This window comes from Streptococcus oralis, from assembly GCF_023109005.1.
GTDB classification, from domain to species: domain Bacteria; phylum Bacillota; class Bacilli; order Lactobacillales; family Streptococcaceae; genus Streptococcus; species Streptococcus oralis_BU.
Genome location: NZ_JALDTU010000005.1, coordinates 117765 through 143475, shown reverse-complemented (window position 1 = coordinate 143475; position 25711 = coordinate 117765). Strand labels below are relative to the sequence as shown.

The following is a 25711-nucleotide window of genomic DNA, read 5'->3' as shown; positions in this document are numbered from 1 at the left end:
ATGAAGAAAATGGGAAGCGCCCACCCTCTCTGTTTTATTTGTTTAAATAAGGTAATAGATAGCCATATCCTGCTTCTTCCATCTCATCCTTGGCTACAAAGCGCAAGGAGGCAGAATTAATACAGTAACGCAGGCCACCTAATTCCTGAGGACCATCTGTGAAAACATGACCCAAGTGAGCATTGCCTGACCGAGAACGAACCTCGATTCGCTCCATTCCATGGCCCAGGTCCTTGTAATAATGAATCAATTCCTTAGAAATCGGACGGCTAAAGCTTGGCCAACCACAACCTGAAGCAAACTTATCCTTGGCGAAAAAGAGTGGCTCGCCAGTCGTGATATCTACATAAATCCCTTCTTCAAAGGTTTGGTCATAGGCATTACTAAATGGAGCCTCTGTGGCAGCTTCTTGGGTAACACGATAGGACTCTTCAGTTAAGCTTTCCTTTAACACCTCTTGACTAGGCTTTTCATAGTTTGCTGCATCAATCAATGGCTTCTCAGCATCTGTCACATCGATATGACAGTAACCAGAAGGATTCTTCTTAAGATAGTCTTGGTGGTAGTCTTCTGCCAGAATGTAGTGGCGAAGTTTCTCCACTTCTACTGCAATCTTTCGACCCAACATACGCTCCTGCTCCCGCACCACTGTATAGATAGCTGGCAGATCTACTTCATCTTGGTAATAAATACCAGTACGATATTGGCGACCACGGTCATTCCCCTGCTGGTTAATAGACAAGGGATCAATGACACGGAGATAATAAAGCAAAATTTCTCGAAGTGACACTGCCTTCTCATCGTAAATCACTTGAACCGTTTCTGCATGGTCTGTTTCCTTGAGTAGCTGATAATTGGTTGTTTCGACTTGGCCATTAGCGTAGCCGACACTGGTAGCTAGCACTCCCGAAATTCGGGAAAAATATTCCTCTAAGCCCCAAAAACAACCACCTGCTAGATAAATTTCTGCCATCTTTGTTTCTCCTTTATCAAGTTCTTTGACTAGACTTCTTTTCAAAAAAAGGATAGGAAGCCCTCTGGTCGAGAATTTCCCCATCCTATCTTCTATTCTTTATTTTGCTTCGACACGGACACCTTGGGTATCAACTTTTAGGTCATGCAATTTCCCTTTGAAAGACTGCTTTTGCAATTCAGCTTTAATCGTAGGCATCTTGTCATGAGAAGCCAGAACCATAACTGTCGGTCCAGCACCAGAGAGGTAGGTCGCATAAGCTCCATTTTCCTTGGCTACTTGCTTAATCGTCGCAAATTCTCTCACCAAGTCCTGACGGTAACGCTCGTGGAAAAGGTCTCCCTCAATCGCTTGGCCAGCTGTCACCATATCTCCTGCTAACAAGGCTGCAACCGCCACATTGGCGATAGAACTAGCTGCAACAGCTTCCTTGTAGGACAATTTCTTAGGCAAGACACCGCGGCTGTCACGAGTACGCAATTCATAGTTAGGAATATAAGCTAAAAAATCACATTCTGGGAAGTCAGCCACGATAGCAGAGACTTGCCCTTCAACGGAACTTGCAATAACGAGTTTACCATAAATAGCTGGAGCCACATTGTCAGGATGTCCTTCAATCTTGGTCGCCAGCTGCAATTTGTCATGGTCAGATAAGTTGAGCTTGCCCAGTTGGTTGGCCAGTTCAATCCCAGCAACGATAACCGAGCTAGAAGAACCCAAACCACGCGCCAGGGGAACATCACTGATCATTTTCAAGCGTCTCGGTTGCAAATCAGGCGCAATTTGCAAGGCAATCTTAAGCAAAAGGTTACGCTCGTCATGTGGAATCCATTTGCCAATCTGGTGTTCAATCAGCCACTCATCTCGTTCTTCACAGACCTCAATTTGAAGATACTTGGTAACAGCTACACCGACCGAATCAAAACCTGGCCCGATATTGGCACTGGTTGCAGGTACAATAATCTTCATCCTATTCTCCTAACACCTTGAAGGTATTCAAGAGGTCAAATTCTGAAGCTTTGGCCAACTCAGCTGAAACATTCTCAAGTTGTGCTTTATTGATCTTATGAGTAATAATCACTACACGCGCCTTGTCACCCTCTTTGCCATCTTGGAGGATTTGCTTGAAGGAAATATCTTGAGCATTAAAGATTTCAGCTAGTTTCAAGACCTGACCTTTTGAGTCTGGGGCCAAGATTGAGAAGTAATAATTGGCTTTGACATCTTCTGGATTTGCCAAGACAAGTTCACGGCTATATTCGTTGAAGTCTTTGCCAATGGTGCCATCATTCAAGCGACGAACGATACGGACAATGTCCGCTACAACACTCGTTGCAGTTGGTTTTTGACCAGCACCTGGTCCGTAGTACATAGACTCACCGATACCAATAGATTCTACAAAAACAGCGTTCATTACCCCATTCACACTGGCAAGTGGATGTGCTTTAGGAAGGAAGGTTGGAGTTACTTCCGCAGCAATACCTGAAGGAGTTTCCTCGATAGAACCTACCAATTTCACTACATAGCCGAGATTTTGGGCAACAGCTACGTCTTCTGGTGTGATGTTGCGGATTCCCTTGTGGGCTACATCGTCAAAGGCAACCTTCATGCCAAAAGCAAATTGGCTCAAAATCACCATCTTATAAGCTGCGTCAATCCCATCCACGTCATTTGTTGGGTCACTTTCTGCAAATCCAAGTCTTTGAGCTTCAGCCAAAGCGTCATCATAAGACCAGCCTTCTTCGACCATTTTAGTCATCATGAAGTTAGAAGTTCCGTTAACGACGCCAAGGACACGAGTGATTTTGTCAGAAGCCAGCGAATTTGCCAACGTACGAAGAATTGGAATCCCACCAGCTACTGCTGCTTCGTAGTATAGTGCCACATTATGCTCTTTAGCGATTTCTAGCAATTCTGCGCCATGGACAGCCAAAAGGTCCTTGTTCGCTGTAACAACGTGTTTTCCAGCTTCCAAGGCACGAGTGATAAAGGTTTTAGCTGGCTCGATACGCCCCATCAATTCCACTACGATGGTAACATCTTTGTCTGATAAAATATCATCTACATTGGTTACAAAGTTAAAGTCATTCCCTGCAGCAAGCAAGCGATTCTTTTCGTCTTCATCCTTGACCAATACCTTGGCTACTTCAATCTCTGAATGAGCTGATTGGAAGATTTTTTCTCCATTTTCCTTTAGGAGGAATGGTACACCACTTGCAACGGTACCAAATCCAAGTAAAGCAATTTTAACTGTCATGTTTGTCTCCTAGAAATTTTCTGATATAGCCATTATAACAGAATTTTGTGAAAATTCCTAATATAGTAAATCACTATTTCAGTCTAGAAAAGAAAAAACGAATCATCTGATTCGCCTTTTCTGATAAGTAAAAATTGATTTCTAAAAACTATGAACCAATCTTTTGCAGACCGAGAACTGCATCGTGATTGATCAAGATTTGCCCATACTCTTGTAAGATTGAACGACTGATGTCACTGTCGTCTGCAAATTCACGCATACGAGCCAAGAGCCAGGCTGGATATGGACTTGGATGATTTTCTACATCGACTAAGATTGCCAAATAATAGTGTCCATTCATCTTATAGAGTTCAGATGTTTCCATCTGGTAGTTAACCGTCTTTGCAAAAGCAACCAAGTCAGCAAGACTTGTAAAACGCAGGATATAGTAGATATAAGGTTCTTTCTTACTCTCAGTCTCCGTTTCTGTTTGCTCTTGCTCTTCTTCCTTTGCTTCAACCTGCTCTAGAGATTGGATAGCTTCAATATCGTCCTTGGTCTTGTCTGCAATGCTCTTTTCCAAGGTTTTGAGAAATTCATCCGGCGACATTTGGGCTAATTCTTCCATATCTGGTAGGTCCGCCAGATCCTCAAAATCTAAATTTTGGTCAATCTTGGACTTGGTCACAAAGACGTCGACCTTATCAGGTTTTGGCGTCACACGGAAACTCAGCATACCACTATCCAAGAAATTGTCTGGCATCTCTAATTCATCTAAAATAGCATAGAAAAACTCTTCGGTTTTTTCCTGAGGAACGAGAAAGTCTGCAATCTCCATCCCCCGATCCATCAAATCATCTAAAGTCATCGTGATTTTCAGTGTTGTATCACTAATTTGTTTCATCTTCATATCTAGTAACCTCATACTTTCAGTCTATCTATTATACTAGATTTTTACGATTTTATCAAAAGAATGAAGCGAGAATGTGATATAATACTAGAGATGATTTTAGATTTAAGAAAGAAAGTTCAATGAAAAATATAAAAGTAAATGCCTTGGCCAGCCTGCTGGTCAATATTCTCAATATCGTTTTTCCACTGATAACCAACCCTTATCTGACGCGGATTCTCAGCAAATCCAATTACGGTTATTTCAATACGGCCAATACCTGGGCTAGCTTTGTTATTCCACTAGCTGCCTTTGGGATATACAACTACGGGATTCGAGCTATCAGTAAGGTCAAGGATGACAAGAATAAAATCAACTACGTCTTTTCTAAGTTGTTTTATATCTCGGTTTTTACCTCTCTCCTGACCACTGGTATCTACTTCCTCATTATCTTCTTTGACACCAGCATTGAGAATCTGAAAGTCCTCTACTACATCCTAGGGGCCCAAGCACTCTTCCAATTTCTCAATATCGAATGGATGAACGAGGCTTATGAAAACTATGCCTTCATCCTCTACAAAACGTTAATTATTCGAATTACCATGCTGGTCGCTATCTTCGCCTTCGTTAAAACGGCAGATGATATCGTTCCTTATGCTATCGTTATGACAGCGACCACTATCCTCAACTACCTGCTCAGTTTTCTTTGGATTAAGAGGGAAGTTTCTTTTGTTAAAATTGGATTCGTCGAATTAGCTAAAGCTTCTAAACCGCTCTTCACTATGCTTCTCTTAGCAAACGCTAATATGCTTTATACCTTGCTAGATAGAATGTTTATCACCAAGGGACCGGATGAAAACTATATTTCCTATTATACAATTGCCTATAGTATCGTCATGCTGATTGCCAGTGTCTTGAGTGGAGCTATCAACGTCAGTATTCCACGCCTCGGCTACTATCTTGGTAAAAAGGATTACAAGTCCTATAATTATCTCGTGAATCAAGCGGCATCCTTATTCTATTTCCTTATGGTTCCAACTAGTATCGGGATTATGATATTGGGACGGTACGCAACTGTTATTTATTCTTCTGAAAAATATCTTGAAGCGGGTATCGTAACTAGCGTCTTCGCTTTTCGCACCATCATCTGGGCTATTGAATTGATTCTTGGTAAACAGATTATCTTTATCAACGACCATGAAAATCGCTTAACTGCCTTCTACTTCCTTGGTGGTGGCGCCAATATACTATTAAATAGCATCTTGTATTTCAATAATATTTTTGCACCTGAGTATTACATCGCTACGACCATTATCGCAGAAACTATCGTCGTTTTACTTGAAATTCATTTTATCAAGAAACATCAACTGATTAGTTTAAAAGAAATTTTTATAACCTTAACACGTTATAGCTTCATATCCCTTGGTTTTATCCCAATCTTCTATATTTTCAAGATGATTTTCCAAATCAATTCCTACACAGTAAACTTCAATATGATTCTCATGGTTCTTTCTACCGTAGCAACTTGTGGTATCTATTATCTCTTGGCCCTCTTTATCGCCAAAGACAAAACACTCCACTATGCACTGAACCTTGTACTTGCTAAATTAAAACGAAATTAAAAAATCCCCTACTGATAAATTAGTTGCCAGTAGGGGATTTCTTCTTTATTCTTTTTCCTTCTTTTCAGAAGCGTTGGCTTCTAGGTTTGAATCTTGTTTAGGTTGTTCAACAATAGAGGAATTAGCTTCTTGTTTCTGTTCTGGCTTAACTGCCTCGCTATTTACAGCAGCAACAGCCTGTTTCCAGATACCTTCTTCGTTTACTTTGTAACCATCAGGTGTTGTTGCGTTCTTCAATAAAGAACCATCAGCTTGGAAATAGTACCAATTACCATCAAGCTGTTTCCAACCCGTTTGCATAGCTCCTGATTCATCAAAGTAATAATGATCACCATTTACTTTATGAAGACCAACCAACATGATACCATCTTCAGGATTTAGATAATACCAAACGCCTTTGTCTTTTATCCAACCAGTTTTCATGGCACCGTTTGATTCAAAGTAACGGTAATGATTATCAAACCATTTCCAGCCTGTTTGCATGGCTCCAGATCTGCTAAAGTAATATTGCTTACCATCTACTTGATGAAGGCCGACCAGCATAATGCCTTCTTTTCCTTCAAGATAGTACCAAGCATCACCATCTTTCAACCAACCAGTTTGGACTGCGCCAGACGTAGCGTAATAATGCCAAGAATCATTTGACCACTGCCATCCAACTTGCATAGTACCTGCAGAGCTGAAGAAATAGTTCTTACCGTCAATTTCTTTAGAGCCTACAGCCATGATACCTGTTTCTGGATCCAAATAATACCATGATTCATTATCTTTCAACCAACCAGTTTTCATAACTCCAGAACTTGCAAAATAGTTCCAGTGACCATCAATCAAGGCCCAGCCTGTTTGCATGGCACCACTGGCATTCAAATAGTAACGGACACCATTGATATCCTGGCTTCCAGTTAACATGATGCCATCTTTATCCAAATAATACCATGTTTCCTGATCCTTGATCCAACCAGTTTTCATAGCTCCAGAACTTGCAAAATAGTTCCAGTGACCATCAACAAAGGCCCAGCCTGTTTGCATGGCACCACTAGCATTCAAATAGTAACGAACACCATTGATATCTTGTCTGCCAGTTAACATGATGCCATCTTTATCCAGATAATACCATGTTTCCTGATCCTTGACCCAGCCAGTTTTCATAGCTCCAGAACTTGCAAAATAGTTCCAGTGACCATCAACAAAGGTCCAGCCAGTTTGCATGACACCTTCTTGATTAAAGTAGTACGTGCTTCCATTAATATTCTTTTTACCGACAGTCTTTAGCCCATCCTCATCATAGAAATACCAATCTGAATCAATCTTTTGCCAAGTTGAAGGCTTACCTGCTGCTTGGAGTGCACCACTTTCGCTAAAGAACATCTTCTTGCCATTATAGACTTGATGTCCTGTTAGCATCTTCCCATCTGCCGCAAATAGATACTTTTTCCCTCCAATTTCAGAGAGCTCGCTAAATCGTCTAGCACCATTTGATTGGATATAATACCAAGAGTCATCTAGTTTGAACCAACCACCAGTTTGCATTTTACCATTTTGGTTCAGATAGTAATCATTCCCTTTGGCATTTTCTCCCCAGTCGTCGTTAAGATGAAGCCAGCGACCTGCTTGCATTTGTCCTTTTCCGTTAAAGAAATAAGTGGCTCCGCCAATCTCTCTCCAGCCGATAGCCATTTCTCCGTCAGTCAAACGATATTTCCAATAACCATCTTCTTGATACCATTTTTCGTCAACTACAGGGATATCAGGGAAGGTATTTGAAACATTAGCAAATCCTTTATCGCTAATATCAAAAACGGTAGCATCTTGAGTTTGGCTCGCAGCATGAAGAACCTGAATATTTTTCTTCTGAAGGTATTCTCTGGTTGAAGCAACATTAATATCTCCACCAGTTGTCTGAATAATCATTTTTGGTGATAAGTTTTCAAGGAAATTAATCGTATTTGAAATTGTCGCATCATAATGATGGTTCCATTTCATCATATCAACCTTGCCGATAACTGGACCTAACTTATCTTCTGCTCCTTCGGCATTATCCAAATCTCCACCAAGATAGATTCTCTTTCCTGCCACAGTCACTACTGAAACAATGGAGTTGGAGTTATCATCTCGAACTTTTTTCAGATTCCCATCAGCATCATATTCATTCTTATAGTTATAGAGTTGGATATCCATATCACCTAATTTAAAGTGACTATCCTCATCTGTAATATTCTGAATAAGAGTAACCCCTCGTTTTTGAGCCGCTCTCAAAGCATTATCATAATTAAAAAGATTATCCCAAAGTCCCCAGTGTGAGGTGATCCGATCATCTGAATATTTTTTCAAATAAAACTTACCGACTTGATATCGATTGAGTATTTCATCCGCTCCACCAATATGGTCACTATGGACATGAGTTCCTAGAATAAAATCTAATTTTTTTACACCTATTTGATCCAGGTGGCGAATCAAGCGATCTTCCAATACTTGATTATTTCTCATGGAAATTCCCCAGCGGCTTGGATAGCGTGGGTCACTCCCATCAGGGAAATCATAGTCTTCTCCCATATCAATCAAAGCATAATGACCATTACTTTCCAGAAGGATGGCATCACTTCCAGATTTTGCTTTAGTATTTATGAAATGGATACGATTGCCCGAACCTGCAGAGATAGTATCTGCATCTACTCCTTGCGATAACTGAATCAGTAATAGAAAGAATGCGAGAACACTATATCTAACTGATTTTAATAACCATTTATTTTTCATCTTGAAAACTCCTTTATCTTAACAATAAGCAACTTTTACTAATCTAATCAATCCAGTAGTTTTTATCCCCTCCTGGGACTTGCTGCTCAATAGGGGGTGGAGTCATATAGTTTTCTCCAAATTCGTAGACAAGTACTTCATGGTACCTTCTCGGAACCTTGACCACAATGTTTTCATAAGGCATATCAATCAAATCATAGAGCCATTCTTTTTTTATACCATTTGGATAATAAGGGTCATAGATAGTACAAGTAAGATCTGTTGCTTGATCTACACTATACTTCAAAGCAAGACTCTCTAATTTTTGATTCCATAGCTGTGGAGAAGTTAAGCGGAAAATAGCTGATCCCATATAACGAGGGAGGTTTTTAAGTCCACCATTCTCAGACTTGATCCCTTTAAAATTCAAAGAAGAAAGGCGAACGAAATATTTGTAGAGTTTCATTTTCTTACGGTCACTTTCTTGTGTTACGACACCATCATATGGAAAAATGTCAACGCAAGTTCCCAATACGACCATTGGGTCTACGAGGTTAGCATCTCGACGTGTCCTTACATCATAGACTCTCATATAACTGTATGGATATCCCTTTGTTTCTCTGAATGAAATCAATTTATAGTAGGGATGATTTTCATTTTGTAAAACCTTATACAGTTTTTCAAATTCATCACGCGCTAAGGAAATATCTGTATCATCATCCCAAGGGATGAATCCTTTATGGCGTACAGCTCCTAGTAAGGTTCCAAAATCAATAAAGTATTTGATTTGATGTTGTTCACAAAGCTCATGTAGATACTTTAAAATATCCAATTCTACTTGCTTGATTTCTTCAAGAGTTAAAGTTCTTTCAGACATAGGTTTTATTCTCCTAAATTTGACTATATTTTTAAACGTTTCTTAATTTCAATCCCGTCATTTAGACCTTTTAACAATCTTCCATAATTTAAAATCATGATGAGATACTCTTTGTTCAACCGGTGGCAATTGCATATAGTCTCCGTAGTCTGAGGTCAAAATTTCATGGTAGTGTTTTGGAATGGTAAATTCCTTACCTTCAAATGTTCCAGTAGTAACTTGTTCCAGCCATTCACGTCTCCACACTGGTTTGTTCATATCCTTGTAGATAAGATAATCCACTTGCTCATAATCTGAGACTTTACGGGATTTTGCAAGTTCTTCAATCTGGGCAACGTATTTGTTCGTATTGGTGAAATAGAAAATAATAACTGACACATAGCGTAGCAGTGAATTCAGTACACTTTTCGTATTGGTAATGCCTTTAAAGGTGTAGCAACTCAATTGACGTTTCTTTATCAGTTTCGTCATCTTGTTTTTAAATTCTACGTCATCCTCGTAGCCATCTACAGGGAAAATATCCACATAGATTCCCATATTTGAATCAATTCGTACATCTTCTTCGAGCAAGTAGGTATGGTTATCCTGCACTTTCATGAAGGGATAGACATAGTTGAGATTGTTTTTATAAGACATGACCTCGTAACGTTCATCAGGGTTAGCGATAAGGTAGTCTTGCAATTTTTCATAATCTTCTCGTAACATGCAGATATCCATGTCATCATCCCAAGGGATAAATCCTTGATGGCGAACAGCACCAATTAGACTTCCATATGCTAAGAAATACTTAACCCCAATTTTCTGACAAACTTCATGAATATACTCCATGATTCCAAGTTCCATCTCTTGAATTTCATTGACATCTGTTACTTCTTGGTACCGAACTCCTTCATCCCGTTTGCAGACTACGAGTCCATAGCCAATCGCTAGCCAGAAGATGATATTAATAAAGTTGGTTGAATACATAATCTGACTTTCAAATAATTGACCAAACAAGATACCGAAGAAAAGGATCATGATCAATTTATCAGTATTTTTCTTTGAAACAATCAAATACGTTAAAAAGCGCTTGATGACATAAGCCAGTACAAGAAGGAAGGATACCAAACCTAGAACTCCCGAACTGACAAATATGGTCACAAAAATGTTATGGAAATTCCCACCGATAAGGGAGTTTTGAATCTCAAATTTACTGAAATATTCTGTATAGTAATCTGGAACATTTCGTACACCATAACCAAAAATTGGTTTTGTACTTCCCATCTTGATGGCATTTTTCCAAATATAGGTTCTACCACTTGGTGTTGTTTCGATCAGATGGAGTTCACCGTTCTTCTTAGTGACAGATGAATCTGTCTCAGCGTAGGACTGTCCTTTGTTTAAATCTAAGACAGTCGCAGTTTCAGATAAGATATAAATTGAAGTTGCATAGCTTAATCCAATATTAGTTGCAGTAATCAGCAAACCAGCAACAATAAAAGTGAGGAATCGTTTAACGATACTTCCTCTAGTAGCAAAGAAACTATAGAGTCCAATCATGAGAAGTAAAGAAAGTAAGGCTCCTCGACTTTGCATCGTAGCGAAGTAAACGAATTGAATCACATTATTCAGTTTAAGATAAACAGAATATTTACTTCCTTTATGGATCAAATACATAGCCAAAATAATGCTAATGTATGAAAATATTGCACTAGCATTTGGATTGACAATCCCCCACAGACGTCCATTCATGACACCATAGTAATAAGATTGTTCACCAATCTTAAATAGGATGAGGACTCTACTTATCAATAAACCAAACGCAAAAATTGCTGAAGAAAAAGATACAATTTGAACCGTATATGCAATCCAGTCAAATAATTTTTTAAGTTGCCCTGATTGTAACATGGTAAATAATAAAACATAGGTTACCATGAAGAGAATTTCAATCACATTTCCAATCAGATGTCCAGAGCGATTGAAGACAGCAGATAGCAGGTGACTTCCAGCTAAGAGTCCAAATAAGGATAGAAATTTGCGATCTACTGTGATTTCTTTCCACTTAAACAATAAGGTATAGCAAATATAAAGCACTACAATCGCGGACAATCCCTTGTAGAGGGGATTTGCTATCTTATAAACCAGTGAACTCATACTTAAAATCGAAATGAAAACAAATAGATACGCAATCCATGGTTTTGATTTTTCAAAGTATTCATCCATTTTTGAAAAATTCATTTTCAACTCCTTCTCATGATATTAGTTTTTTAATCCAACAATTTTCTTATATAGCCATGGAGAAATGACAAGTGAAAGGATCGCTACCTTGCGAAAAGTAGTGAAATAAGCATCCTTCCATATTTCGCGTCGATGCTGAACAATCCAAGTCCTCAGCTCGACCTTCTCCTTTTGATACTCTTCACTTGAAGTAAAGATAATTTTATCGTAAACTGTGATGTACGACCAACATTCTCTATTTTTTAATTCATATTTTAAATTAGGAAAGACTTGTGAAACTTGAGCAATTATTTGCTGATAAACTTCTATCGTATCAAACACATGCTGATTAACAGATGTTGTTGCACTTCCCTCACGATGATCATAATAATAAACAGGCTTGTCAATAAATACGCTACTGCATCTTGTCTTTAGTAGCAATTCAGTTAAAAATAAGGCATCTTCAGCTAGGTGATAATTTGTATTAAACTTTTCATCCGCAAGCAGGTCTCTCTTAAACAGTTTTGCAACTGGAAAAAATGACGTTCTGGTGGTCATCAGTAGTTCCTTCATGGTTTCTTCTGTTGACCAGAGTTCTGTTTTTCCAGAATGTGGAGGTAGGTCTGTTACAACGCCATTTTTAATATGGTGCAGAGGAGCAATAACAAAGCCTACATTCAACCCCTCAACTGCACTAGCTAAAGTAGCTAGGTAATCCTGGGTAACGAAATCATCGCTATCAATAAAGGTAACCCAAGAACCCGTCGCTAGCTGAATTCCCATATTTCTAGCATTTGAAACACCAGCATTTTCGATATGATGAGCCTTGATATTCCCATACTGAGATGCTAAGTGATCACAGATCTGTCCGCTGGAATCAGTAGAACCATCGTTGATTAAGATTAACTCAAAATGGGCATAAGTCTGTTGAAGAATCGACTCCACACATCGCTCCAGATAGGCTTCTACATTGTAGACCGGAACGATAACGCTTATTTTTTCTCCCATCATGCTCCATATTCTCCCTTGTATTCTGTATAAGACTTATCCATATCAGCTATGACAGCATCATGATGCGGTACTTGCTTGTCTGCTGGTGGCGGTGTCATATAGTCCCCAAAAGCAGTGCTGAGATAAGCATCGTAGCCAACTGGAATAGGCATCTCAGTTCCTTCAAATGGCAAGAAAAGATTGTCTTCAAAGGATGCGATCGGGTATTTGTTTCGCATGTAGCCGGGACCTGAGCATAATTCCGTAATTCCATCGCTCTCAGCTAGACCATACTTGGTCATTTCTTTTTCAGCTTTTTTCCAAATGCGATAACGTAGAGATTTAGAAGTCAAACCGAGTAAGATGCGACTTCCCCATTTCATGACTGCACCATGCTTTTCTGGGATGGTTTGGGCGCAAAAGAGTGAATAAATCAAGGCCCAACGAATCTGTTTCTTACGCTCAGCCGGATTTTTAGGATAATAATCCAAAGGTAAAACATCCAAAGCCAAACCGTGGGGCAAATCCAAATCTTTCTGATAAGGCTTGATACAGGTGGTTTCCTTGTCACGAATGGTAATAAAAAGGTTACGGTCTACAAAATCCTTCTTGCTCTTTGACAAGAAATAACGCTCATCTGCATAACGGGGCCACAGTTCTGCTAATTTTTCATAGTCCTTACGCGGCATGAAAAAGTCTAAGTCATCATCCCAAGGAATGAAACCCTTATTACGAAGGGCGCCAATAGCTCCTCCACCACAGAGGTAGCATAACAAATCATGTTCTTTACAAAACGCGACAAAATATTCAGCCATTTCCAGGCTACGAGCCTGAATCGCTTTCAAATCACTCATATCTCTCCTCTTCTGTCCAATAACGAGTTATATCATTTTATTATACCATAAAAAAGCCTTAAAAATCTATCAGATAGTAAGAAAAACCAAAGCTCAGACCACCATTTCACTAGTGAATCAAACTTTGATTTTCATTTATCGCCTCTTATCTCATCCCCATTTGAGCGAGTTTGGTTTGGTATTTATTTTGATCGACAAGAAGTCCTTGCCCTCCATAGACATCATAAGCATCTACCCAGTCACCAAGTTCTGGTACTGTGAGTCTTTCAATTCCATTTTGAGCACCTTCTAGGACAGATAATCCATTGGTCAACAAGAAGCTATACGGTAGATTTGTTGATGTCATGCCAAAGACTTTTCCAAGTGCCTCAGAACCTGTGAAGAGTTTGGTTGGATCTTTGATTTGCTCAAGAACTGCTGACATGACTTGTTGCTGACGTTTGGTACGGCCATAGTCTCCCTCATCATCATCACGGAAGCGAGCATAGTTCAGCAAGGTGGATCCATTCATTTGCTGTTTTCCAACTTTGATGGTTTGAGTTGGGGACTCTGTCTCTGTTGCATGAAGGTCGTCTCCAACTGTGGCTTCTGTCAAAGGTTGACCATTCAATGTTGAGAATTGGGCATCAATCGTTACTCCGTCAGGGAAGAGGGTATCAATAGCTGTTGCAAAGGCCTGGAAGTCAACTAGGGCATAGTACTTAATATCCAAATCAAAGTTGTCTTTTAGAACCTTGCGGACCATTTCAGCCCCTTTTTGCCCTTCTTGTTCCCCAAGTTCATAAGCAACATTTAGTTTGTTATCCGTCTGTTTCTGGCCATTTACAATCTTACTGTACCCGTCGATATAAACTAAGTTGTCACGCATAAAGCTGACTAGTTTGATCTTCTTATCCGATCCACTGACATTCAGTACCATGATCGTGTCAGTACGGGTTTCTGCACTATTTTGACCGATACGGCCATCTGTCCCCATGACTAGGATATTCACACCGTCTTTGGTATCCTGACCGTTAAAGACCTCTACTTGAGCTGCCTTGGCATCAGCTGGCTTATTTGTTGGATTGGCCGCTGACTGGAACCCTCGAAGAAACATGAAAATCATCCCTGCAGCCACACATGTAATCAACAGCAAGAACCAAGTCAGTATTCGTTTGAAGCGAATTCTTCTTTTTTTCTTTTTGACTTTAGGCAGAGGAGCTACCTTTTCACGTCTCTTAGATCGACTTCTACTGCCATAAGTCGGAAGATCAATATCTCTACCCCAAGTTTCTTCTTTTTCTTCTTGATAGAAATGGTGAACTTCAGACTTGGGACCTGTCATTTTTTGCTGCAGATAGTCAAACTCCCTCCGTTCACGGTCGTTGAGATAATGAATATTTTTGAAGAGATAGTCATAACGTAACTGCTCGTGATGACTTAAAGGATTTTCTTTGCTCATTGACTCTCCTTTTCTAAATCAGTTATGGTAAAAATCGGATAGGTTCCCAGTATCTTGTGCTGGATTCCAATGGCTTCTAGTTCTTGTCTGGCAAAATGAACCAGTTTTTTGTCACTATAGTCCACATCAATAATGAAAAAGTATTCTCCCAAGGCTGTTTTTAGGGGGCGACTCTCAATCTTTGTTAAGTCAATCCCTCTCCAAGCAAAAGTCGAAAGTGCCTTGTAAAGAGCACCAGGTAGGTTGTCTGGTAAGGTCAAGGCCAAACTCATTTTTTCAGCTTGTGAGTTCAAAGGAATCTTCGGTATCTCTGCCCCTAACACCCAAAAACGTGTGAAATTGGCTTCCATTTCTTGAATATCCTCAGCAATTAATTCCAAGCCATATTCTTCAGCTGAACTTTTAGGAGCAATGGCTGCGTATGGCTGGTCTGGATGTTCCGAGATAAAGCGGGCTGCATAGGCGGTACTGGCTGTTACCTCAATTTTGGCCTCTGGATAGTGCACATCGAGGAATTTCTTTCCTTGAGCCAGAGCCTGAGGATGGGAAAAGATTTTCTCAATTTTTGACTGACCTGGAACTGCCATCAGCTGCTGGTGAATGGGTTGAACGATTTCTGCAACTGCTTGAATGCGAGCCTGGTGAAAAAGATAATCCAAACTTTCATGAACACTACCCTCAATGGAGTTTTCAACTGGCACCACAGAATAGTCCACTAAGCCCTGTTCATAGGCCTTGATAACATCTGTGATATTAGCAAAAGCCTGCAATTCCTCATGAGGAAAAGCTGTCTGCACAACATGATGCGAAAAAGATCCCTTAGGACCTAGATAGGCAATTTTCATCTCAGTTCCTCTATAATTTCCTCTGGGCTTAACTTGGTCACATCCAGAACCCGACTGGCTACTTCCTCATACCAAGCTTGTCTTTCTTGGAAAATAGCTGCTAGTTCTTCCTTACTGTTGTTAAGAAAAAGTGGCCGTCGATTGTCTTTATCAGCTGCGATACGTTGGTAGAGGGTTTCAAAATCGGCTTTTAGATAGATATTATCAGCATTTTGTTTGAGCAAGTCACGATTTCTCTGAGAAATGACGACCCCTCCGCCAGTTGACACAACGTGATCCGTTTTTAGTAAGTCAGCTAGCACTTCTGACTCTACTTGACGAAAGGCCTCTTCTCCCTTTTCAGCGAAAAAATCCGCAATGGACATGCCCAAACGTTCCTCGATTAAGGCATCCATATCGATGTAGTCTGGGTCCAATCCTCTAGCGATTGTCGACTTGCCAGCTCCCATAAATCCGAGTAATACCTTAGCCATGAATCAAGGTCTCCAAATCATCAAAGAAGCTAGGATAGCTGGTATTGATGGCTTCGGCACGGTCAAGCTCCACCTCTCCATCAGAAACCAAGAGGGCAGCAATAGCAGTCATCATGCCGATACGATGGTCACCAAACGTATTGACTCCCGCACCATGAAGGGCTGATTTCCCTCTGATAATCATTCCATCTGCTGTGGGAGTGATGTCCGCTCCCATACTATTTAAGGCGTCAGCCACCACCTGAATGCGGTCGGTTTCCTTGACCTTAAGTTCCTCTGCATCCTTGATAACCGTCACTCCTTCTGCTTGGGTCGCCAAAAGGGCAATAATGGGCAATTCATCAATCAAGCGTGGAATCAAGGCTCCCCCAATTTCTGTTCCTTTCAAGTCTGAAGACTCGACAATTAGGGTTGCAGATTTAGCGACTGGATCGATTTCAGTTATTTCTAGTTTTCCACCCATGGCGCGAATGACATCAATGATACCAGTACGCGTTTCGTTAATGCCCACATTCTGCAGCACCACACGAGACTCTGGAACAATCAAACCAGCAACTAACCAAAAGGCTGCACTCGAAATATCACCTGGAACAACTACCTTTTGTTCGGTCAGTTTTTGTGGTCCTTGGACTGTGATCTTTTTGCCATCCACACTTAAATGACCACCAAATTGTTGCAGCATATCTTCAGTATGATTACGGGTGCATTCTTTTTCGATAATAACGGACTCCCCCTGAGCCTGCAAAGCTGCAAATATCAAGGCAGACTTGACCTGAGCAGAGGCGATTGGCAATTCATAGTGAATCGGTCTTAAATTTTTCGTCCCTTTAAGGCGAAGAGGAGGCAGGTCTCGCTCCGTTTGCCCTGAAATGCTAACGCCCATTTTTTTCAATGGGATCGTCACACGATCCATAGGACGTTTAGAAAGACTGTCGTCTCCGAACATCTCTACTTCGAAGTCTGCACCAGCAAGTACACCTGAGATCAGGCGAATCGAGGTGCCAGAATTACCCATATCCAAGGCGTTTTGCGGAGCTTTTAAGCCATCCATGCCTACACCTTGAATGGTAATAACCCCATCTTTGTCCTCAATTTTAACACCAAGGTCACGAAAAACCTGCATGGTTGAGAGCACATCCTCTCCACGCAGAATATCATATACCTTGGTTTCTCCCTCAGCCAAACTTCCAAAAATAATCGAACGGTGGCTGATAGACTTGTCACCTGGAACTCGGATACTGCCATGTAAGTGGCAAATGTTTGTTTTTAGTTTCATAGTTTACCTCATACTTGCAATACTTTTTCTTATTTTATCACAAAAAAGCCAGAAATTCCTGAAATTTCTGGCTTTTATACAGATAAAATACTATTTCAATAATTCTGAAACAGGTTCAAAGACAATTTTTTCAATGTCTGAAAGGTAAATGGACAATTGTTGCTGTTTGGCAAAGAAATCTGACAAAAGAGCGTTCTCTTGGATTTGCTTGCTAAAAGACTGTATCTTTTCTTGGAAAGAGGCATCTGGCATTTGTCCAGTTTGAGCCATGACTTGGATTTCTTGTTGGAAGGCAAGGTAGTCTGCAAAAATCTTGCCAGCATTTTCATCTGCTTGGATGGCATCTTTTGCCGCCTTAACCGCCTTGTATTCTGGTAATTCGCGTAACCCACGACTAAGTTCATTTGCACTATCGTAAATATTTGACATGATTTTCTCCTTATTTGACAACGACTGTATAGTCTGTATTTTCTGTAATTAATCGCTCAGCTCGTTCTAAATCTTGAGCATTTTTAAATGAAATTTGTAGAATCCCGTGAACATCCTCACGGTTTTCTTCGTTGATGTGGATATTAACCAAAGAAGTCCCACGTAGCAATTCCAAAATCCGCAAGATGACATCTTCTTCATCGGGAACGTCGACATAAAGGTCATAAGAGCTATCCACACCACCACGCTTATGGATTTCCATGGCCTGTCGTTGCTCACGTGCTTGATTGAAAAAGTTCCAGATTTGCTCCTCATCTCCCTTGCTAATGGCTTGTCCAACCTCATCTAATCGCTCCTTGAAATCCGCAATTCGATCTAGAATAGTCTCACGATTGGACAAGAGAATGGAAGTCCACATACCTGGATCGCTTTCCGCAATGCGAGTCATATCTCGAAAACCACCCGCCGCAAAGCGTCTTGCCATCTCATGTTCTTGAGCATAGGCCGCAGTCTGCTCCATGAGACTAGAAGCCAGAACATGAGGAAAATGGCTAATCTGAGAAGTCACCCGATCATGCTCCTTGGCATCGATCTCGATAAAACGAGCATGAAGGCCAGAAAGCAGATCTTTCATTTCCTCAAGTGTGTCAGGACCAGGACTTGTCAGGCTCGAAGGTGTGAAGATATAGTAGGCATTTTCAAAGAGATTAACATCCGCAGATGCAGCCCCTGTCTTGTGGCTACCAGCCATGGGATGGGCCCCGACAAAGCGAACAGGCTTGCTAGCCAAATACTGCTCTGCCGCATCAACGATGGCTGACTTGGTCGAGCCGGCATCCGAGATAATGACGCCTTCCTTCAAGTCTAAGTTTGCCAGCTCCTTAATAAAAGCAATGGTCTGTTTGATTGGCAAGGTCAAGATGATGACATCTGCTAGGGGAGCGAAACTGGCAAAATCATCCGTCGCACGGTCAATCATCCCCCGCTCCAAGGCAATGTCTCTCGAATCCTGACTGCGATTATAACCTAGAATTTCATAATCCGGATGATCGCGCTTGATGCCGAGTGCCATCGAAGCACCAATCAAACCGAGACCTGCGATATAGATGGTTTTTGCCATAAGGACTCCTTAATAGTTCTTTGTATAGTCTCGGTGCTTGGCAACTGCCTCTTTTAATTCTTCAAGATTATCTGATGAGAATTTTTCAAGGATTTCTTGCGCCAGAACCGTTGCCACAACAGCTTCCATGACCACACCTGCTGCTGGAAGAGCTGTCGGATCACTTCTCTCCACGGTTGCCTTGTATGGTTCGTGGGTTTCGATATCCACACTCATAAGTGGTTTGTAAAGAGTGGGAATGGGTTTCATAACTCCACGAACAACAATTGGTTGCCCATTGGTCATACCACCTTCAAAACCACCCAGATTATTGGTACGGCGAGTATAGCCATCTTCTTTAGACCAGAGAATTTCATCCATGACTTGGCTGCCTTTACGGTAACCAGCTTCAAAGCCAAGACCAAATTCCACCCCTTTAAAGGCATTGATAGAGACAACTGCTTGAGCCAATCGCGCATCCAATTTTCTGTCCCATTGGACATAGGAACCAAGGCCAACTGGAACGCCTCCGACGACTGTCTCCACAACTCCACCGATGGTATCACCGTCACGCTTAATTTGGTCAATATAGTCCTTGATTTCCTGTTCCCGCTCTTGGTTGACAATAGAAACTTCAGACTGGGCAGCTCGTTCCTTAATCTCAGCCACTGTCAGATTTTCAGGTACATCGATTTCCTTGCCACCAAAGACCACGACATGATTGGCAATCTCCATATCCAGTTCAGCTAAGAGACGTTTGGCTACTGCTCCAACTGCTACTCGCATGGTTGTTTCACGAGCTGATGAACGCTCCAAAGAATTTCGCAAATCGTCAAAACGGTACTTGATGCCCCCAACCAAATCAGCATGACCTGGACGAGGATGAGTGATTTTCCGCTTGCTTTTAAGGCGGTCTTCAATGTCCTCCGCAGACATGATATCCAACCATTTTTGGTGGTCCTTATTGATGACATCCATGGTAATAGGAGCCCCTGTCGTCTTCCCGTGGCGAACGCCCGAAGTAAAGACAACCTGGTCACTCTCAATCTTCATACGACCACCACGACCGTAGCCACCCTGACGGCGTTTAAGGTCTCCATTAATATCCTCAGCTGTCAAAGGAAGTCCAGCGGGAATTCCTTCAATGATAGCCGTCAAACGAGGACCGTGTGATTCTCCTGCAGTTAAATATCTCATACGTTCTCCTTATTTTACCAAGTAGTCTTTCATCTCTTCCAGAGAAACTGGGTGAATGGTCGCTGAACCAAGCCCTGGTACCAAGACCAATTTCAAGGTGTTCCCACGCGCTTTCTTATCATGAGTCAAAGCCTGATAAAGTTTGTCAACATCCCAGTTTTCATAGTCAACAGGCAAACCAAATTTCTGACACATAGCTGTGATGGACTGGGTTATACCAGCTGGCATGAGGCCTTTTTCCTCAGCAATCTTGGAAATCTGCACCATCCCCATAGCCACAGCCTCACCATGCATGACCTTGCCATAGCCAGCAGTCGCTTCAATAGCATGACCAATAGTGTGCCCAAAATTGAGGTAAAGGCGAACACCATTGTCCAACTCATCCTCGACCACCATCTTCCGCTTAACCTGACAAGAATGTTCAATCAAAGTCTCTGCATGCTCCAGAATGCTCTCTACAGAACCATCCAGCTCCGTCAAGAGAGCCCATAGTTCTGGATCCTCAATCAAGCCATACTTAATAACCTCACCCATTCCTTCAATCAACTCTCTTTTTCCGAGTGTTTCAAGGACAAGCGGATCAATCAGAACTCCATCTGGTTGGGCAAAAGTTCCCACCATATTTTTAGCAAATGGAGTGTTAACACCTGTCTTTCCACCGATAGAAGAATCAACCTGAGCTGTCAAACTAGTCGGAATCTGAACAAAGTGAATCCCGCGCATATAGGTAGAGGCCACAAAGCCAGCCAAATCCCCAACGACACCACCACCAAGGGCCACAATTCCATCACTACGAGTCAGACCTTGCTTGACTAGAAATTCATAGACCTTTTGAACAGTGGTTAAATTCTTTCTTTCTTCGCCTTCTAAGAAATCAAAAACAGCTACCTGAAAACCAGCATCTTCTAGGCTGAGCTTGACCTTCTCTGCATAGAGAGAGGCCACATGGTTGTCTGTTACGATAACCACTTTTTGAGGTTGCCAGAGTTCTTTCAACCATTGACCAGCCTGGGCCAGACAACCTTTTTCAATCTGAATATCATACGGATGATGTGGAATATCGATTCTGATTTTCATAGTAGTGTCTCCTTTTCACTATTTATATTTTTCTGTTAAGGACTGCCAAATCTCGTCTGTCGGCATTTCTTTACCTGTCCACAGTTGAAAAGCTTCAGCAGCTTGATAGAGCAACATTCCCAGACCATTGACAGCTGGATTGCCCTGGCTTCTAGCCCATTTCAAAAACGGCGTTTCAAAGGGTTGGTAAATAATATCTGCGACCAAGAGAGCCTCTGGCAGATTGATGCTTTCTGGAACTGGGGACGACTGACCGTCCATTCCCACACTAGTCGCATTGACGAGCAGGTCCGACTCGGCAATCCTTGATTGCAGTTCAGAAAGATCTTCTAAAGCATACAAGTCCACTTTAAAACCTGTTTGCTCCTGCAACTTGTCTAGATAAGGTCTTGTTTTTCCCACAGAAACTGAACGAACAAAGACTGAAATCTGACTGACGCCATCTAAAATAGCCTGTGCCAAAATGGACTTAGCTGCACCACCTGCTCCCAGAATGGTCATTTTCTTATCCGAGATTGTAAAAGAAGGCAAGCTCTTAAAGAATCCCTTGCCATCTGTATTATATCCAATTAACGTTCCGTCTTGATTAACAACTGTGTTGACCGCCCCAATCAAACGAGCTTCATCACTCAACTCATCCAGATAAGGAATCACTTGTTCCTTGTAAGGCATAGACAGGTTGATTCCAAACATCTGGTAACGGCGAATATTGGCGACTGTTTCTGCCAAGTCACCTGCTTCAATCTCCCAAGCCACATAGACACCATTGGTAGCTGTCGCCTCAAAGGCCCTATTATGGATAAAAGGTGAAATAGAGTGTTTGATGGGATTGGCAACAACTGCAGCTAAACGTGTATAGCCATCAAGCTTCATCCAAAATCTCCCTGATTTTCTTCATGTTTGATAGAGAAATCTGACCTGGGGCACTCGCTTCATCCAGACTAGCAAATGACCAACTTGAACCCGTCACATCTGAAGTAATGCGTGATACCTTGCCCATTTTCCCCATGGAAATGGTCACGTACTCTTGCTCAGGATTGAGTGTCTTAAATCCTCGAGTGTAATTCATCAGATCTAAAACATCCTGCTCCGTATGGGCCATAACTGATACCTTGACCACTTTCGGAGAGAGACTGGTCAACTCAGACAAAATTTCCATCATGTTTTCAGGTGTCTCCTGGAAATTATGATAACTCAAAACAAGATTTGGAAAATCCAACATTTCCTCAAAAACATCCTTGTAGCTGTAGTACTCGAAATCAATATAGTCTGGTTGATAGAGTTGCGCCACTTCCTTGATAATCTGAACATACTCTTCTGAGGAAAGTTCGATTTCTCCTCCCTCAGCGCGAGTCCGAAGGGTAAAGACCAGTTCGCGTCCTGCAAATTTTTCAAAGATAGCGGGTGCTACCTGTAAAATAGCGTCCTTTGCAAGAAAGTCTGCACGCCACTCAATGATATCGGCATCTTCATACCTAGTGGCATCCAGTTCTTGCGCTTCTTCTAAACTTCTTGGCATTACTGAGACGACTAATTTCATTTACTAACCTTCATACTAATCACCTTGAGGTAATTACTGCTTTCATCTTTTTTATTATAGGCAAAGTCTGCTGGAAGACCATATTTGTTTAAAATCTGATACCTTCTTCCTGCAAAACCTTTATCAATTTGTTCTGTAAATTTCTGACGGGAAACATTGGCAGCATTGGTACTGGCAATGATAATGCCTCCCGGATTTAAAATCTCTAGACTCTGGGAAATCAACTTGTGATAATCCTTCGCCACAGAAAATGTTTGTTTTTTATTACGGGCAAAGCTCGGCGGATCAAGCACAATCACATCATAGGTCAAGCCTTTTCGCTTGGCATACTTGAAATATTCAAAGACATCCATGACGATAAAACGATGATTGTCCGTGCTGAGTCCATTTGCCTGAAAATGAGCTTCTGACAGCTCTCTCGACCGTTTGGCCAAGTCGACAGAAGTCGTCTCACTCGCGCCTCCCATAGCTGCAGCAACTGAAAAGGCAGCCGTATAGGAAAACATATTGAGCAAGGATTTACCCATGGCCAGACCGTCAACTAAACTCCCACGAACCTCATGCTGGTCTAGGAAAATCCCTGTCATCAAGCCATCATTCATAAAGACTTGATAGAGCACGCCATTCTCAAGAACAGTAAAATAGTCTGGCGCTTCCTCACCATAAATATGGGCAGACTCGTAGTCTAGACCTTTAAAACGAATTTTCTCATAAGCACCCAAGACCTCAGGAAAAACTTCCTTAAAAGCCTTTACTATCAGCTTACGAATCTGGTAAACAAAGGAGTTGTACCACGAAAAGACAGCATAATCTCCGTAGAGATCAACAGTCAGACCGCCAAAGCCATCCCCTTCTTGATTAAAAAGGCGAAAGGCAGTAGTCAAGTCATCCTGATAATAAGGCTTTCTAATTTCCTTGGCCTTACGAAACAGAGCTTCAAAGAAGGTTTGGTTGAAACCAACCTTTTCCTTGCTGACCAACCAGCCAATGCCCTTGTTCTGCTGAGAAAGATAGGCAGTCCCTAAAAACTTCCCGTCCTGACTAAGAACTTCTACTGCCTGATCCGTCAGATCAATATCTGTTAAATCACTTGCTTCCAAAAGAACTAGACCCTTAGCTAGCTTTTTTTCAACACGTCTGCTGACCCTAATTCTATTCATAGCTACTATTATAGCAAATTTTATGACAATTCTCAAAAAAGAAACCGCTTATCCATTTTTACTTTAGTTTACTAAGTGCCATTTTTGTTAAAATAAGTTTATTCCATTTACTTTTTCACCAAAACATCTTTTCCCTTATAATGGAAAGAGAGATTCTATTCGCTAAAAATAGACAATTCTAGAAATGAGTATAGAAAATTACGCAAACGTTTGCCTAGTGTTAAATTTTATGGTAGAATAAAACACAACATTGATAAGCAAGAGGAAAAACAATGCAAAATCAGACACTTATGCAATACTTTGAATGGTATCTGCCTCACGACGGCCAACACTGGACGCGACTGACAAATGATGCAGAGCACCTAGCAAACCTTGGTATCAGCCATGTCTGGATGCCACCTGCCTTCAAGGCAACCAACGAAAAAGATGTCGGCTATGGTGTTTACGATCTTTTTGACCTAGGTGAATTTCACCAAAAAGGGACTGTCCGTACCAAGTATGGGGTTAAAGAAGACTATCTTCAAGCCATTCAAGCCCTAAAGGCTCAGGGAATTCGACCTATGGCCGATGTGGTGCTCAATCACAAGGCTGCTGCCGATCACATGGAATCCTTTCAGGTTATTGAAGTGGACCCTGAGGACCGTACCGTTCAACTAAGCGAGCCCTTCACCATCAATGGTTGGACTCACTTTACTTTCGATGGTCGTCAAAATACCTACAATGACTTCCACTGGCACTGGTACCACTTCACAGGTACAGACTACGATGCCAAACGCCGTAAGTCTGGTATTTACCTGATCCAGGGAGATAATAAAGGTTGGGCAAATGAGGAATTGGTCGATAACGAAAACGGTAACTACGACTACCTCATGTATGCCGACCTAGATTTTAAACATCCTGAAGTCATCCAAAACATCTATGACTGGGCTGACTGGTTCATGGAAACGACTGGAGTTGCTGGTTTCCGCTTGGATGCCGTTAAACACATTGACTCCTTCTTTATGGGCAATTTCATCCGTGATATGAAGGAAAAATACGGCGAAGATTTCTATGTTTTCGGAGAATTTTGGAACCCTGATAAGGAAGCTAACCTAGACTATCTCGAGAAAATAGAAGAACGTTTTGACCTTGTCGATGTTCGCCTCCACCAAAACCTCTTTGAAGCTAGCCATTCTGGAGCAAGCTACGACCTTCGTAACATTTTCACAGATAGCTTGGTTGAACTCAAGCCTGACAAGGCTGTCACTTTCGTTGACAACCATGATACTCAACGAGGACAAGCCCTTGAGTCTACTGTTGAAGAATGGTTCAAGCCAGCAGCCTATGCCCTTATTCTATTACGTCAAGATGGGCTTCCATGTGTCTTTTACGGAGATTATTACGGCATTTCAGGGCAATTTGCTCAACAAGATTTCAGAGAAGTTCTTGACCGTCTCCTAGCCATCCGAAAAGATATGGCCTATGGAGAGCAAACAGACTACTTTGACGATGCCAACTGTATCGGATGGGTACGTTCAGGTGCTGAACATCAATCTCCAATCGCTGTCCTCATCTCAAATGACCAAGAAAACAGCAAATCTATGTTTGTCGGGCAAGAACGGGCTGACCAAACCTTTGTTGACCTCCTTGAAAATCACCCAGTACAAGTTACAATCAATGCTGACGGTTATGGAGAATTTCCAGTAGCAGCAGGTTCAGTCAGTGTCTGGGCAGCAAAATAAACCTATCAGTTACAAGCCAAATCCAACCGGGTTTGGCTTTTTTGTATTCACAAAAAGACCTACCCTAATGGATAGATCTTCAT

At 41.5% G+C, this 25711-nt stretch carries 22 protein-coding genes; 2 read left to right on the top strand and 20 right to left on the bottom strand.

The window, feature by feature from the left end:
* Positions 1 to 34: 34 nt before the first annotated feature.
* The 4 genes from msrB to mecA form a co-directional block, all read right to left on the bottom strand.
* Positions 35 to 973 carry a peptide-methionine (R)-S-oxide reductase MsrB gene (gene msrB / locus M1F56_RS06540; RefSeq protein WP_247917242.1) on the bottom strand — a complete coding sequence of 313 codons (939 nt, stop codon included), beginning with the start codon at positions 971 to 973 and terminating at the stop codon, positions 35 to 37.
* 99 nt (positions 974 to 1072) lie between these two features.
* Positions 1073 to 1942, bottom strand: a complete 870-nt coding sequence (gene thrB / locus M1F56_RS06535) for a homoserine kinase (RefSeq protein ID WP_247917241.1) — start codon at positions 1940 to 1942, stop codon at positions 1073 to 1075.
* A 1-nt stretch (position 1943) separates the two neighbouring features.
* Entirely contained in the window at positions 1944 to 3230 is a 1287-nt protein-coding gene (locus M1F56_RS06530) for a homoserine dehydrogenase (RefSeq protein WP_247917240.1), read from the bottom strand.
* 148 nt (positions 3231 to 3378) lie between these two features.
* A complete protein-coding gene (gene mecA, locus M1F56_RS06525) occupies positions 3379 to 4119 on the bottom strand; it encodes an adaptor protein MecA (protein ID WP_247917251.1) in 741 nt (246 codons plus the stop codon).
* 122 nt (positions 4120 to 4241) lie between these two features.
* On the opposite strand from mecA, the gene M1F56_RS06520 reads away from it, so the two are divergent.
* Positions 4242 to 5720: an oligosaccharide flippase family protein gene (locus tag M1F56_RS06520; RefSeq protein WP_247917239.1), complete on the top strand. Its 1479-nt coding sequence runs from the start codon at positions 4242 to 4244 to the stop codon at positions 5718 to 5720.
* Positions 5721 to 5765: 45 nt separating this feature from the next.
* Here M1F56_RS06520 and M1F56_RS06515 read toward each other — a convergent pair whose 3' ends face one another.
* From M1F56_RS06515 to M1F56_RS06440, 16 genes are all read right to left on the bottom strand, one after another.
* The gene (locus M1F56_RS06515) at positions 5766 to 8474 is read right to left on the bottom strand and encodes an MBL fold metallo-hydrolase (protein WP_247917238.1); all 2709 of its coding nucleotides are present in this window, start codon (positions 8472 to 8474) and stop codon (positions 5766 to 5768) included.
* A 43-nt stretch (positions 8475 to 8517) separates the two neighbouring features.
* Positions 8518 to 9330, bottom strand: a complete 813-nt coding sequence (locus M1F56_RS06510) for a LicD family protein (RefSeq protein ID WP_247917237.1) — start codon at positions 9328 to 9330, stop codon at positions 8518 to 8520.
* A gap of 57 nt (positions 9331 to 9387) precedes the next feature.
* On the bottom strand, positions 9388 to 11547 hold the full coding sequence (locus M1F56_RS06505) for a LicD family protein (RefSeq protein WP_247917236.1): 2160 nt from the start codon (positions 11545 to 11547) through the stop codon (positions 9388 to 9390).
* Positions 11548 to 11568: 21 nt separating this feature from the next.
* Positions 11569 to 12537, bottom strand: a complete 969-nt coding sequence (locus M1F56_RS06500; protein WP_247917235.1) for a glycosyltransferase family 2 protein — start codon at positions 12535 to 12537, stop codon at positions 11569 to 11571.
* Positions 12534 to 13370 (bottom strand): LicD family protein, encoded by an 837-nt coding sequence (locus tag M1F56_RS06495; RefSeq protein WP_247917234.1) that lies wholly within the window; start codon positions 13368 to 13370, stop codon positions 12534 to 12536. Before M1F56_RS06495 ends, M1F56_RS06500 begins: the two co-directional genes overlap by 4 nt.
* A gap of 145 nt (positions 13371 to 13515) precedes the next feature.
* A complete protein-coding gene (locus M1F56_RS06490) occupies positions 13516 to 14811 on the bottom strand; it encodes an LCP family protein (protein ID WP_049538347.1) in 1296 nt (431 codons plus the stop codon).
* Positions 14808 to 15656, bottom strand: a complete 849-nt coding sequence (pheA, locus tag M1F56_RS06485) for a prephenate dehydratase (protein WP_247917233.1) — start codon at positions 15654 to 15656, stop codon at positions 14808 to 14810. Before pheA ends, M1F56_RS06490 begins: the two co-directional genes overlap by 4 nt.
* The gene (locus M1F56_RS06480) at positions 15653 to 16129 is read right to left on the bottom strand and encodes a shikimate kinase (protein ID WP_247917232.1); all 477 of its coding nucleotides are present in this window, start codon (positions 16127 to 16129) and stop codon (positions 15653 to 15655) included. Before M1F56_RS06480 ends, pheA begins: the two co-directional genes overlap by 4 nt.
* Positions 16122 to 17405 (bottom strand): 3-phosphoshikimate 1-carboxyvinyltransferase, encoded by a 1284-nt coding sequence (gene aroA, locus M1F56_RS06475; protein ID WP_247917231.1) that lies wholly within the window; start codon positions 17403 to 17405, stop codon positions 16122 to 16124. Before aroA ends, M1F56_RS06480 begins: the two co-directional genes overlap by 8 nt.
* Positions 17406 to 17495: 90 nt before the next feature.
* The gene (locus tag M1F56_RS06470) at positions 17496 to 17834 is read right to left on the bottom strand and encodes a YlbF/YmcA family competence regulator (protein ID WP_247917230.1); all 339 of its coding nucleotides are present in this window, start codon (positions 17832 to 17834) and stop codon (positions 17496 to 17498) included.
* Positions 17835 to 17844: 10 nt separating this feature from the next.
* On the bottom strand, positions 17845 to 18954 hold the full coding sequence (locus tag M1F56_RS06465; RefSeq protein WP_247917229.1) for a prephenate dehydrogenase: 1110 nt from the start codon (positions 18952 to 18954) through the stop codon (positions 17845 to 17847).
* A 9-nt stretch (positions 18955 to 18963) separates the two neighbouring features.
* Positions 18964 to 20130, bottom strand: coding sequence for a chorismate synthase (gene aroC, locus M1F56_RS06460; RefSeq protein WP_070697342.1), 1167 nt, complete (start codon positions 20128 to 20130; stop codon positions 18964 to 18966).
* A 9-nt stretch (positions 20131 to 20139) separates the two neighbouring features.
* Complete coding sequence (gene aroB / locus M1F56_RS06455; protein ID WP_247917228.1) at positions 20140 to 21207, bottom strand: 3-dehydroquinate synthase; 1068 nt, start codon at positions 21205 to 21207, stop codon at positions 20140 to 20142.
* An 18-nt stretch (positions 21208 to 21225) separates the two neighbouring features.
* Positions 21226 to 22080: a shikimate dehydrogenase gene (locus tag M1F56_RS06450; protein WP_247917227.1), complete on the bottom strand. Its 855-nt coding sequence runs from the start codon at positions 22078 to 22080 to the stop codon at positions 21226 to 21228.
* A complete protein-coding gene (aroD, locus tag M1F56_RS06445) occupies positions 22070 to 22747 on the bottom strand; it encodes a type I 3-dehydroquinate dehydratase (protein ID WP_247917226.1) in 678 nt (225 codons plus the stop codon). The genes M1F56_RS06450 and aroD overlap by 11 nt, the downstream gene beginning before the upstream one ends.
* The gene (locus tag M1F56_RS06440; protein WP_247917225.1) at positions 22744 to 23907 is read right to left on the bottom strand and encodes a class I SAM-dependent rRNA methyltransferase; all 1164 of its coding nucleotides are present in this window, start codon (positions 23905 to 23907) and stop codon (positions 22744 to 22746) included. Before M1F56_RS06440 ends, aroD begins: the two co-directional genes overlap by 4 nt.
* Before the next feature lie 272 nt (positions 23908 to 24179).
* Between M1F56_RS06440 and M1F56_RS06435 the strand changes: the two genes are divergently transcribed.
* Positions 24180 to 25628 (top strand): alpha-amylase, encoded by a 1449-nt coding sequence (locus M1F56_RS06435; RefSeq protein ID WP_247917224.1) that lies wholly within the window; start codon positions 24180 to 24182, stop codon positions 25626 to 25628.
* Positions 25629 to 25711 lie beyond the last annotated feature (83 nt).